The organism is Niallia endozanthoxylica, assembly GCF_008710145.1.
Lineage (GTDB): Bacteria > Bacillota > Bacilli > Bacillales > Cytobacillaceae > Bacillus_BD > Bacillus_BD endozanthoxylica.
Genome location: NZ_VYKL01000002.1, coordinates 1 through 11,997 on the forward strand (window position 1 = coordinate 1; position 11,997 = coordinate 11,997).

An 11,997-nucleotide genomic window follows, 5' to 3' on the forward strand; every position below is an offset into this window, starting at 1 on the left:
TTGTTCTCTTTCCTCATAGTTGGGTGTTGTTTCCACCCTTTGTTTTGACCGATAATAATGGTATCAATGTTTTCCAACGCAGCTAATTCTTTAATAAAAAAACTGCCTTTATGAAACCAATCCTTTACCTTTCGATACCGAACGGCTTCGAGATGAATCAATCGTTTAGAAGAAAACAATCCTTCTTTCGGACCTTTTCCTTGACGCAGAATCCCATAATAATGAGCTTTCATTTTGTTGTAGTATTGATTAATCGATTTGATTGTTTGGCCCTTCAACAAAACAGGTTCCATTCCTGTGTTTGTTGTAATAGCTGCTAAGTTATCAATCCCCAAATCAATACTCATTAAGCGTGAAGAAACGTGTTCTGCTCTTTCCTCTAATTCAGTTTTTTCAAATACCAGCTCCACCACAAATTGATTGTACTTTGGTATCACACGAACCGATTTTAACTTATTGGAAGTAGACCCTAACCTCCCAATATTCAACTTCTCTTTGGTTTTAGGGAACTTTAACCATTTATTTTCTTTGACCACACAATCCTGATTGGTCAATTCAACTTCTTTCATAGTAGCGCGACTATATCTTGGAATGTTTGGTTTCCCGGTATATTTTGATGGATTCGCTTTCCAATCTTTCAAACTAGCAAAAAAAGATTTCCAATTTTGAAAGACCGTTTTCATAGTCATTTGGCTGCTTTGAATAGGCAGCGATTGGTAGTCGTTTTGTTTCATGGACTTAAACAACGCATCTAGAAAGGTGTATGAGACATAGGGATGGGAAGGATCAGGTAACGAAAATAAATGACACTTCACTTCTTTTCGATGTTCAACTGGCTTTTGTTGTTCTTTTGCTAATCGTTTATCATAAGCGTCCTGTTGAACTTTATTCATCGAACCAATATGGGCAGCCAAACAATCCAACACTTCTTTTTGAATGGGGTGCAGTTCTTTATCAGAGGTTAAAGCTGTATACACTTGCCGTATATAAAAGTTGGTCGTGTTGAACAAATGTTTACTATTTTCGCACATGGTTTGAAAATAGGTATACAACCGATGGCCTTTTTTGATCCAAATCTGTTGAGTGGAATAAGTACATAATTTATCCTTACTTTCCATTTTCTCACCCCCTTTGTTTCTATTATACCAAACACGTGTTCTATATTCAAATTATGTAAAAAAATAAAATTAAATTCAAATATATAAATACAGAAAGCTCCGACTATAATTAGTGCCTCAAAAGTAAAGGTGGTTAATTTTGTAAAAAGCGAAAACCTAAAAGACTTCTTTCGCTTCTCAATGAAATAGTCCTTTATTTCTATAAGGACTGGAAAGCCGATGGAGCCAAAAATCATCAACAGGATGTTAATCGTTTGAATGAAGTAATCATTGGCAAAAGGTATCAATGATTCACCTGTAATGTCGAAGCCTGCATTCGTTGTTGCACTTATAGAAGCAAAAAAGCCTTGGAGAAAAGCTTCTTCCCAAGTAGGGAAATATTTCAAAAAGTAAAACCCTAAAATTAACGTCCCTATCACCTCAATGACAATCATAATTAAGAGGATTTGACGCATTAATATAACCAATCCTGAGAGGTTATATTGATTCTGATCAGTCATGATTAGTTTTCTTTCCATTAAGCCAATTTTTTTACCCAATAAAAGCCAAATAAAGGTTCCAAGCGTCATTACTCCTATGCCGCCAAATTGTAATATAAATGCAAAAATAAACGTCCCTGGAACACTAAGTATTTCTGTTAATGATACAGTCGATAGTCCTGTAACACTGACAGCACTTGCAGAGATAAACAAAGCATCTAATAGTGTTAATTCAGCTCCATCCTTTAATGTGATAGGCAACAGCAGTAATATAGTGGAAAGTATAACCGCAGCAAAATAAAACATAACTAGCATTTGTACGGATGTAATACGTATCTTCTTTTTAGAATGTGAATTTAAGTTCATTTTTCACCTCTTTATCATTGTCTTGATATTAAATCATTTTATGGTATACGCCTAGTAGAAGCAATGATCTATGTTGGACAAGGAGTATCCATACCTCGTACGACTGAAGCCATTTGGAGCACAGCAACATCTGTTTCAACTCCGAAAAAGGGTGATTTTGTATTCTTTATAACCTATAAGCCAGGACCCTCCCATGCAGGCATTTATACAAGAGACAACAAATTCATTCACGTTACAAATTTTAAACAAAATGGAATTTTAGACATTGTTTTATATCATCATGAAAAATACCATGGGACAAGTCCCCATGTTTCATGAATATTTACTTCCGTAATGCCTCATCCTATGTATGGTTGTTTTAGAGCACAGTGACTGGAGGTTTGAGATGAATACAAAATATAGCCCGCTTTTTCAGCCGATTGACCTCAGAAATGGTATACAGCTGAGTAATCGTGTGGTAATGGCACCGATGACCAACTTTTCTTCCAACCAGGATGGGACCGTTTCAGAGGATGAATTAGCCTATTATCGAAGACGTTCCAATGGCGTTGGAATGGTTGTAACAGCCTGCGCCTATGTAACTCGTAACGGAAAAGGATTTCCAGGTGAATTTGCCTGTGATTCTGATGAGTTCATTCCAAGCTTGAGAAGTCTAGCTTCTACCATCAAAGAGCAAGGAGCAAAAGCAGTCTTGCAAATCTTTCATGGCGGCAGAATGTGTCCTCCTGATTTAGTTCCAAATGGCAGAATTGTCAGTGCCAGTGCGGTTCCTGCAGAGCAAGGCGCTTCAGGCCAAACACCAGAAGCGTTAACTGAGGACGAAATCCAATCGATTATACAAGATTTTGGCGCTGCCACTCGCAGAGCAATAGAAGCTGGACTTGACGGAGTTGAAATTCATGGAGCGAACGGATACTTGATCCAGCAGTTCTTTTCCCCTCATTCGAATCGGCGGGAGGATTCTTATGGCGGCAGTTTGGAAAAAAGACTCACCTTTCCTTTAGCCGTTGTAGATGAAGTAAAAAGAGCAGTCGCAGATCATGCAAGCACCCCCTTCATCGTAGGCTATCGATTTTCACCAGAGGAGCCTGAAACACCTGGTATTACAATGGCTGATACGCTAAAACTAGTGGATGTACTGGCTGATAAAGAGCTCGATTACCTCCATGTATCATTAAATCAGTACTGGGCAACGCCGAGACGCGGCATAGAGGATTCCCGAACACGACTTGAAATTATTCAAGAAAAAGCGGCTAAGAGAGTTCCAGTCATTGGCGTCGGCTCTATCTATACTCCGGATGATGCGTTAAAAGCACTTCAAACCGGCGTCGACATGATCGCCATTGGCCGTGAACTCATTATTGACCCAGATTGGGTGATGAAAGTGAAAGAAGGCAAAGAATCGGAAATCGAGACAAAAATTAAAAAAGATGCCCAGGAACGCCTAGTCGTACCCGACCCGCTTTGGCAGGCCATTATCCATACACCTGGGTGGTTTCCGATGGAGGAATAGTACTGAAAAGAGGGAGCGGAATTCGTCTGCTTCGTTGGAATCACATTTTATCTAACAAAAGAAGGAGAGCAGTTACATTTAGCTGCTCTCCTTGCCAATTAGTTCATTGCATGTTGCATAAACAGGATTCGTGAAACAAGATTTTTCAAGGCATGCTCTTCATCGACTACACCATTCATAAAAAATCTTTGTCTTTCTCTTTTCTCTCTTCAATAATTCTGCGAGACCATTTATCAAATCCAATTTTCAGGAAATATAGAGACCACGCAACGGGTATTAATACCAAATAAAGGATATGCTGCAATACGATTAAGTTAATCACCAAATAAAAAGTCATAATGACACATATTCCAAAAACAATCTTTTGTTGTTTCTGTGCTCTAGCTAAATCCTCTTCCGCCCGTTTAAACGTATTACTAAGCACCTTTTCGCGCTTGCTCAGCCTAACCCCTCCTATTCATTCATCATTTTCTCTATACTTTGCGTTGCTTCCCTTGTCGATATTACTGTTATATTGAGAGTTTATTGTATGTTCTAATGAAATATACCAAAATAAACATGGGTCCTTGCGTTTCATACTCCTTTTCACACTTGTTCATTGACCCCAATTTGTTCCCATACAAGATTATAAGCATGTTCAAAAAGAGCAGGATCTGGATCTTCACCTTTTTTCTTTGGTATATCAAATTCAGAAAGCAACAAATGATGCTTAGGTGTTACATTGTGCCTAGCTAATGAATGCTTACAACAAGCCAATGGGCAGCCATCAATGGCAATAATATCTCTACCTGATTTTGCCGTTTTTACAAGCGGTTTAACATCGCCTCCTACACCAGCAATACAAGACATTTCGGCAATTTGTTGACGATCCATTTTAATGGCAATCATATTAGCCGTTTGTGCAGCGGACGAACAACCCGAACACGAATAAACAAGAGGAAGATTAGTTTTTGACATTATTTCGTTCTCCTTTCGATTGTAGGCAATAATAAAAATATATATAATATTAATAGTTTTTAATTTTTAAACTAGTGATTCAAATCATACTTAATTCGACCAGAAACACCGAGCTGGTTCTTCTGTTTCAATCATTTAATCAAGCAAACTCTGTAAAGGGACATAGGGACAGTTCCTCAAAAAAAGAAAGTTCTGTAAAGAGAAAATCTTTGCAGAACTTTCTTTTTGATTTTTTATTTAACACCTTCTGAGCCTGAAAAAATGATTCATTTGTCTAATCAAAATCTTGAGGTGAAGGTCTTACTCCGTTAAGAGCGGAATAAACTAAAATACTCGGACTAGGTTCAGTATCTCTATTCAAGGAAAAATCTTGACTCTTTCTTATTCTCAATAGTAAAAGCCCAATCCTTTGAAATATCGGATTGGGCTTACTTTGGGAAACGCGGGAAGCCTCCCTCCGTTTCTTCCACTACTTCATTTTCACTTGGAATAAAACAGACTTTTCTCGTGTAACGGAGCTTTCTTCACTTTTCGTTAAAGAGGCCACGCTATCAAAGTTTGTAATCACAACCGGTGAGATAATGCTTTCTGCTTTTTCCTTTACTAAGTCCAAATTAAAAGTAACAAGCTTATCGCCGGCTTTGACTTTATCACCCTCTGCGACATGACCTTCGAAGCCTTCCCCTTTCATCGCTACGGTTTCCATGCCAATATGAATTAAAATCTCTAATCCATTGTTTCCGCGAATGCCGACCGCATGCTTAGTAGGGAAAATTTGCGCAATTTCTCCATCAATCGGAGACACAACGACTCCTTCTGTCGGCTCAACTGCCATACCGTCTCCCATCATTTTTTGGCTAAAAACTGGATCCGGTACTTCTTCAAGTTTCACAACCTTGCCCGTCATCGGAGAAACAACATTCTCCATTGCTGCTGCTTTTTCTTTTTTTCCAAATAAGCTCTTAAACATCTCTTTTCCTTCCTTTCATTGGAAAAGGCGAAAAAATCGACTTTCCGTTTTTTCGCCCCTCCCTCTTCTTATTTACCTTTTAGTTTAACTCCGGCCAATACCCTTTATTAGCTTCAATTAAATCATCCAAAATTTCTTTCGCTACTTTTGCACTTGGAACGGTTTTTGAAAGCGTTAGGGCCTGCCATAATTTCTGATAGCTGCCTTCGATGTACGCTTGAACAACTAATTTTTCAACTGTTACTTGCTGGTACATTAACGCCCTTTGGAATTCAGGAATCTTTCCTTGGCTTAATGGCTCTGGACCGTCGCTGCCAACGATACATGGCACTTCAACCATTGCATCATCATCAAAGTTTGCGATTGTTCCATTGTTCTCAACAATCAACAGCATTCTTTCATGTGTGTTGAAGGCAATCGCACGAGCTAAATCGACAACGAATGTAGCATGTGCGCCCATTTCAAATTCACAGCCTTCAGATGTTCCCCTTTCAACAATCGTTCTTGCCATGGAGAACACAGTCTTTTCTCTGCCGGCGATAACTTCATTGGCTCTTGTGTGATCAGGGTTTGAATGCTCGACCACATAATCAGGGTATAGATAATATTTTAAATACGTATTTGGTAAGAATCTTGGGTCTATTGCGATTAGATCTTTTGCTTTTTTATGTGTGTCCTGCCAGCTTGCATCTGTATGCTGCGTATCCACTTCTTTTTGCGTAAGGTACCCATGTTCTGCCACATAGTCGCGAATCGCTGGTAAATATTCATTCCCTTCTTTATCTTTTACGCTTGTCCACCAGCCAAAGTGGTTTAAGCCGAAATAGCGTACTTCTAAATCTTGCGGCTCTTTGTCAATAATATGGGAGATTCTGCGCAGCGTTCCTACAGGCATATCACAAATATTCAATACCTTTGAATTTGGACGAAGAACACGGCAAGCTTCCGCTACAATCGCTGCAGGGTTTGAATAGTTCAGCATCCAGCAGTCAGGTGAATATTTTTCCATTAAATCAATCATTTCGATCATATCGCCGATACTTCTCATTCCATAGGCAATTCCGCCAGGTCCGCATGTTTCTTGGCCAACGACACCATGCTTTAATGGAATTTTTTCATCTTTCTCACGCATTTCATATTTTCCCGTACGGATATGAGCGAAGCAGAAGTCTACATCTGTGAAGGCTTCTTCAGGTTCTGTTGTAAAAGAAAACTCAATGTCCGGTGCTTTTTCTTTCAGAACAATGTCTAGTGCTTCCCCTAAAATCGCTTGTCTTTCCGCATCATTATCATATAATTTTAACTTTCGAAGCGGGAAACGATCCAAATTGTCTAATAGCATCATCACAATCCCTGGTGTGTATGTGCTTCCTCCGCCTGCGATTACAACTGAAAATTTCTTCATGTCTCTCCATTCCCTTCTGTTCTGTCTATTCTTTGTTGAAATTCTATTCCCCGTGACCTACGTCCTTTATTCGTTTGTGCCTAAGCCTAAATAGCTGTCAACTGCTTTACGAATGTTATTGACCTGCAGTCCGTAAACAACCTGCACGTTTTTATCTTTAATAATGACACCGCTGGCACCTGTTTGACTCTTTAATGCAGCTTCGTCCACTTTTTCCGGACTATCCAATGTTAAGCGAAGTCTTGTATAGCAGTTCGTTACAGAATTAATATTTTCCGCTCCGCCTAATGCATGGACAATCACACCTGCAAGATCTTCATTTCCCTGTGCTGCCGGAGAACCTGCAGTGCCTTTGCCCTTGCTTTCTTTGTATTCTTTCTTCGAATATAATTTCGTTTCATGACCTTCATCTTCTCTTCCGACTGTCTTGAAGTTAAATTTCGTGATTAAGAAACGGAAGATTAAATAGTAAGCAGCGAAGAAAATTAAGCCTACTAGAATGTACATTGGCCAGTGTGTTTTTTCGATTCCAAGCGGGATATTGAATAGTAGGAAGTCAATCATTCCGTTTGGACCAATCGCTCGAACATCTAACAGATTCAATGTCACCATGCTCAAACCGCTTAATCCAGCATGAACAACGAATAATAATGGGGCAACAAACATGAATGAGAATTCGATTGGTTCTGTAACCCCAGCAATGAATGATGTAACAGCAGCTGGAATCAAGATTGCTTTTACTTTTCCTTTATTTTCAGGCTTTGCTGTGTGGTACATCGCTAGACATGCCCCAAGCAAACCAAACATTTTTGAAATACCGCGTGCATCCCAAATGACACTTTCAGAAAGAACCTTTACAGTTGGATCAGCGATTTCCGCATAATAAATATTTCTTGCTCCTTCAAGCAATTGTCCGCCAACCTCTGTTGCACCGCCTAAGGAAGTGTACAAGAAAGGCGTATAAATTAAGTGGTGAAGACCCGTTGGAATCAATAGTCGTTCCAATGCTCCGTATAAGAAAATCCCAAAGCTTCCACTATGATTAATCAATGTGCCAAGACTGTTAATTCCTGCTTGGAAAAACGGCCAAATAAACGTTAGTGCGATGGCTGATAAAACAACAATTGGAATGAGTACAATAAAAACAAATCGAGAGCCGCCGTAAATTTGAAAAGCGCCGTTAAATTCTGTATCAACAAATCTGTTATGAACGATAGCAGTCACAATACCAAGAATAATTCCGAGAAACACACCCATATCTAGGATTTGAACACCTAATACAAGGGTTTGTCCTGTACCTCTTAGCGATTCACCCTGGAATAAGACACCGCTTAATTCCATAAATTTATTCATGGCATTGACAAATACCAAATATCCTAATAAAGCAGTAAAACCAGCAACCGCTTTTTCTTTATTAGCCAAACCGACAGTAATACCCACACAGAATATGAGTCCCAGGTTACCAAGAATGGATACTAATGATCCCGTTAAGATGGAACCAAACCCAGTTGTAATCGGATTATTTAAAAATGGAATAACTTCTAGTAGCTTTGCATTCGTAAATAAGTTTCCAAATGCGATTAATATACCCGCAATCGGCAAAATAAGTACGGGAATGAACATGGCTTTCGAAAAGCGCTGCATCCCTTCCATCATTTTGGCTTTCATCTTGCCGTACCTCCTACATTATGTTTATTTTGTCGACACGTTTAGAATACAATGTAAGCGCTTTTCAGTCGATAGATTGGGCATGATTAAAAACCTGTTTCATATCTTGAAACGCGTTTCACTCGTCTCCATTTTTTGTACCTAATTGGGCCAGATACTGCTTAAAGATAAATTCAAACAAGAGCATCAGGCTTGGAAAGTAACTGCTTGGCAGCATATTGCGGTCGTCGAGCTTATTCGGATCATTGATTTTAAAATTTAAATCGGACAGCTCAGCAATCCGATTACTCGTTTCCTTCGTGAAAGACGCTGTAAATACATGATGCTCTTTAGCTGCCTGCAATTTCTCAATCACCATTTGCGTTTCACCTGATTTAGAAATCACGACCAACGCACCAATATCCTCGAGATTATTTTCAAATACACCAATGGAATCTGTCCCGCTGGCAAAAATCGTTTTCCGTCCCAGCACGAGCAGCTTTTTATATAAATAATCAGCAGCAATGGCTGAAAAACCAGTCGCATAAATAAAGATATACTTTTGCTTAAGCTGGAGCACTTTGCTGATAAACAGTTCAATATCTTCCATCGAATTATAAATGAGAAAGTCCTTTTGACTAATTTCTAGGAAATCCTCCGTACCGCTAGCCTGAGGCACTTCCACTTTATTTATCATCGGCAAAAGTTTATAGTACATATCAACAAACCCGGTATATCCCAGCTTTTTCGATAAGCGAATGACCGTAGCAGGAGATGTGAAGTTATCTTTGGCAATTTCACGAACTCCCTTATGCAAAACCGTATCCATATGATCAACGATATACTGAAGAATGTGCACATCTACCTCCGATAAATTCTTCCCTTGAATAAATTTACTAATATCAATCAACACTTCTCACTCTCATTTCTTTATCCTTTTGTAATGGATTCTTATTGTTATTAAACTGCACCCGAAGCAGGAAATAAATGCTTGCCTGCGGTAAATCTGTCCTATAATCCCTCTTTTCAAAAGCTTCCATACATTTTTCAAGATAATGACATGAATAAGTATTTGCATTATTTTTAATGTCCGCTATAATAACCTGTATACAAGTATACAGGTATAGAGAGGTACTTAAATTTTTTCCAATAAAGGGTGAGCTTATGAATGAATCGAAGGAATTTCTCTATCCGCAAAAATGGCTTTCTAAAGCTTCGACTGGAGAACGTGTCGCCTACGAGCTTAGAATGCGTATTATTTCTGGCATGATTGAAAGCGGCACAACTCTTTCAGAAAATAAATTAGCTGCCGATTTTGAGGTGAGCCGCTCCCCTATTCGTGATGCGTTAAAAAGACTGGCCTCTGAAAATATGATCCGATTGGAAAAAATGGGTGCGGTTGTAATTGGATTATCGAAAAAGGAAATAGAAGAAATTTATGATGTTCGCCTGTTAATCGAAACGTTCGTGTTTGAGCGTCTCTTACGAATGGACACAAATGAATTAGCAATGGAACTTAGAAAAATCGTAGAAATGATGGAGGTTGCGATAAAATATCGGGACTCTGATGAATTTTCTTATCAAGACATCTTGTTCCACGATACCATCATCCGTTCCATTGGCCATTCCTATATAAGGATGATCTGGAATAATTTAAAACCTGTGATGGAAGGCTTCATTCTTTTATCGATGCGCGCACGCTTCCAGAAAACATCCGAAGACTTAAACCGTATGGTGAAAAACCATGAACTCTATATAGATGCCATAGAAGCTAAAGATCGAAACCTTATGATTAAGTCTCTACATGAAAACTTTGATAGTGTCCAAGAGAAAGTAGATGACCTATGGCGGTCACAACAAATGATTACGAAAGAAGCTGAGAAGCAGGATGACTAGCTGGATGTTAAAGAATCTCATCAATGACTTCTCATTAATCTAGAAAAGGAGCAGGAAGAATGCATACAATTGGTGTTATTGGTTTAGGAGTTATGGGCAGTAATCTGGCATTAAATATGGCTAATAACGGCGAGCAGGTGGCCGTTTATAATTACACAAGGGATTTAACGGATCAGCTTGTGCAAAAACTAGAAGGACAATCGATTACTCCTTATTACGAAATCGAAGCTTTTGTACAATCGTTAAAAACTCCGCGAAAAATCTTTTTAATGGTGACGGCTGGGAAAGCGATTGATTCAGTCATTAGCACCCTGGTCCCTCATCTTGAAGAAGGCGATATTATTATGGACGGCGGTAACTCCCATCATGAAGATACCGAACGCAGATACGATGAGCTGAAATCGAAAGGAATCGGTTATTTAGGGATTGGAATTTCAGGCGGCGCAGTTGGTGCTTTAACAGGGCCTTCTATCATGCCTGGCGGAGATAAAGAAGTCTATGATAAAGCAGCACCTATTCTTACGAAAATCGCTGCGCAGGTTGACGGGGAGTCTTGCTGTGTCTATATCGGTCCTAAAGGAGCTGGACACTTTGTCAAAATGGTACATAACGGAATCGAGTATGCCGATATGCAGCTCATTACCGAAGCTTATACGTTTTTACGAGAAAGATTAGGTCTATCGGTTGAGGAAATAGCGGATACCTTTGATACATGGAATCAAGGGGAACTAAAGAGTTATTTAATCGAGATCACGGCAGAGATTTTAAGGAAAAAAGATGATAGAACAGATTTACCGCTGGTTGATGTCATTCTTGATAAAGCTGGACAAAAAGGGACAGGTAAATGGACAAGCATTCAAGCGATTGATAACGGAATCCCAACCTCCATCATTACAGAGTCTTTATTCGCCCGTTACATTTCTTCATTAAAAGAGGAAAGGACGAAGGCAGAAAAAATCTTAGCAGGCCCAGACAAAAATCAACCACAGCTAGATAAAAATGTGTGGATTGACTACGTGAGACAAGCCTTATATATGGGTAAAGTATGCGCCTATGCCCAAGGATTTACACAATATAAAATGACATCTGAACTTTATGGATGGAATTTGCCATTGAAGGATATTGCCCTTATCTTCCGCGGCGGCTGCATCATTCGCGCGAACTTTTTAAACGTCATAAGCGAAGCCTATCAAGAACAGCCTAATCTGCCAAATTTATTAATCTCTCCCTATTTTGCGGAAAAGGTTATCGATTATCAAAACGGATTGCGAAAAGTGGTATGTGAGGGCATTCAAGCAGGTATCTCTTTCCCATGTCTAGGTGCTTCCCTCACCTATTACGATAGCTACCGGACGGGAACATCCCATGCAAGCCTGCTGCAAGCACAACGTGATTACTTTGGCGCCCACACCTATGAACGACGTGATTTAGAAGGAATCTTTCACACAAACTGGTAGTGTGAGTGAAACGCCGGGATGGTTCGAGACTGCTGAAAAAATATAAAAATGAATTTCAAGCGGTAGTATATAACAAAAGCATCCTAATTGATAGGACAATGCTATTGGGATTTCCATGAAATTCTGTCAGAATCAGACCTCGATTTGGACAATCTTTTTGGATTTCTATGGAATTCTGTCAGAATGAGG

12 protein-coding genes are annotated in these 11,997 nt (G+C 39.3%); 4 read left to right on the plus strand and 8 right to left on the minus strand.

From position 1 onward, the window contains the following. The coding region (locus F4V44_RS00135; RefSeq protein WP_223881735.1) for a transposase at positions 1–1,052 on the minus strand (1,052 nt) is incomplete at its 3' end. Next, positions 962–1,963, minus strand: a complete 1,002-nt coding sequence (locus F4V44_RS00140; protein WP_223881733.1) for a potassium transporter TrkG — start codon at positions 1,961–1,963, stop codon at positions 962–964. The genes F4V44_RS00140 and F4V44_RS00135, both read right to left, overlap by 91 nt. Before the next feature lie 63 nt (positions 1,964–2,026). On the opposite strand from F4V44_RS00140, the gene F4V44_RS00145 reads away from it, so the two are divergent. Further along, entirely contained in the window at positions 2,027–2,281 is a 255-nt protein-coding gene (locus F4V44_RS00145; RefSeq protein ID WP_150437964.1) for a C40 family peptidase, read from the plus strand. Positions 2,282–2,348: 67 nt separating this feature from the next. Beyond that, positions 2,349–3,476, plus strand: a complete 1,128-nt coding sequence (locus tag F4V44_RS00150; RefSeq protein ID WP_150437965.1) for an NADH-dependent flavin oxidoreductase — start codon at positions 2,349–2,351, stop codon at positions 3,474–3,476. Between the two features lie 175 nt (positions 3,477–3,651). Here the strand turns inward: F4V44_RS00150 and F4V44_RS00155 are convergent, their stop codons facing one another. The 6 genes from F4V44_RS00155 to F4V44_RS00180 form a co-directional block, all read right to left on the minus strand. Next, positions 3,652–3,900 carry a hypothetical protein gene (locus F4V44_RS00155; RefSeq protein WP_150437966.1) on the minus strand — a complete coding sequence of 83 codons (249 nt, stop codon included), beginning with the start codon at positions 3,898–3,900 and terminating at the stop codon, positions 3,652–3,654. Between the two features lie 161 nt (positions 3,901–4,061). Further along, positions 4,062–4,433, minus strand: a complete 372-nt coding sequence (locus F4V44_RS00160) for a putative zinc-binding protein (RefSeq protein WP_150437967.1) — start codon at positions 4,431–4,433, stop codon at positions 4,062–4,064. 469 nt (positions 4,434–4,902) lie between these two features. Continuing rightward, positions 4,903–5,403 carry a PTS sugar transporter subunit IIA gene (locus tag F4V44_RS00165; protein WP_150437968.1) on the minus strand — a complete coding sequence of 167 codons (501 nt, stop codon included), beginning with the start codon at positions 5,401–5,403 and terminating at the stop codon, positions 4,903–4,905. Positions 5,404–5,482: 79 nt separating this feature from the next. Then, positions 5,483–6,808 carry a 6-phospho-alpha-glucosidase gene (locus tag F4V44_RS00170; protein ID WP_150437969.1) on the minus strand — a complete coding sequence of 442 codons (1,326 nt, stop codon included), beginning with the start codon at positions 6,806–6,808 and terminating at the stop codon, positions 5,483–5,485. Positions 6,809–6,874: 66 nt separating this feature from the next. After that, positions 6,875–8,476, minus strand: a complete 1,602-nt coding sequence (locus F4V44_RS00175) for a PTS transporter subunit EIIC (protein WP_150437970.1) — start codon at positions 8,474–8,476, stop codon at positions 6,875–6,877. A 118-nt stretch (positions 8,477–8,594) separates the two neighbouring features. After that, positions 8,595–9,368 (minus strand): MurR/RpiR family transcriptional regulator, encoded by a 774-nt coding sequence (locus F4V44_RS00180; protein ID WP_223881734.1) that lies wholly within the window; start codon positions 9,366–9,368, stop codon positions 8,595–8,597. 251 nt (positions 9,369–9,619) lie between these two features. Between F4V44_RS00180 and F4V44_RS00185 the strand changes: the two genes are divergently transcribed. Both F4V44_RS00185 and gnd read left to right on the plus strand, forming a co-directional pair. Further along, the gene (locus F4V44_RS00185; protein WP_150437971.1) at positions 9,620–10,351 is read left to right on the plus strand and encodes a GntR family transcriptional regulator; all 732 of its coding nucleotides are present in this window, start codon (positions 9,620–9,622) and stop codon (positions 10,349–10,351) included. A gap of 59 nt (positions 10,352–10,410) precedes the next feature. After that, positions 10,411–11,808 (plus strand): decarboxylating NADP(+)-dependent phosphogluconate dehydrogenase, encoded by a 1,398-nt coding sequence (gnd, locus tag F4V44_RS00190; protein WP_150437972.1) that lies wholly within the window; start codon positions 10,411–10,413, stop codon positions 11,806–11,808. Positions 11,809–11,997 lie beyond the last annotated feature (189 nt).

What these genes read in the sequence shown, in the direction of transcription:
- F4V44_RS00160 (WP_150437967.1), bottom strand. Translation starts at nt 4,433, where the DNA reads ATGTCAAAAACTAATCTTCCTCTTGTTTATTCGTGTTCGGGTTGTTCG.
- F4V44_RS00165 (WP_150437968.1), bottom strand. Translation starts at nt 5,403, where the DNA reads ATGTTTAAGAGCTTATTTGGAAAAAAAGAAAAAGCAGCAGCAATGGAG.
- F4V44_RS00175 (WP_150437970.1), bottom strand. Translation starts at nt 8,476, where the DNA reads ATGAAAGCCAAAATGATGGAAGGGATGCAGCGCTTTTCGAAAGCCATG.
- F4V44_RS00145 (WP_150437964.1), top strand. Translation starts at nt 2,027, where the DNA reads ATGATCTATGTTGGACAAGGAGTATCCATACCTCGTACGACTGAAGCC.
- F4V44_RS00150 (WP_150437965.1), top strand. Translation starts at nt 2,349, where the DNA reads ATGAATACAAAATATAGCCCGCTTTTTCAGCCGATTGACCTCAGAAAT.
- gnd (WP_150437972.1), top strand. Translation starts at nt 10,411, where the DNA reads ATGCATACAATTGGTGTTATTGGTTTAGGAGTTATGGGCAGTAATCTG.
- F4V44_RS00140 (WP_223881733.1), bottom strand. Translation starts at nt 1,963, where the DNA reads ATGAACTTAAATTCACATTCTAAAAAGAAGATACGTATTACATCCGTA.
- F4V44_RS00170 (WP_150437969.1), bottom strand. Translation starts at nt 6,808, where the DNA reads ATGAAGAAATTTTCAGTTGTAATCGCAGGCGGAGGAAGCACATACACA.
- F4V44_RS00185 (WP_150437971.1), top strand. Translation starts at nt 9,620, where the DNA reads ATGAATGAATCGAAGGAATTTCTCTATCCGCAAAAATGGCTTTCTAAA.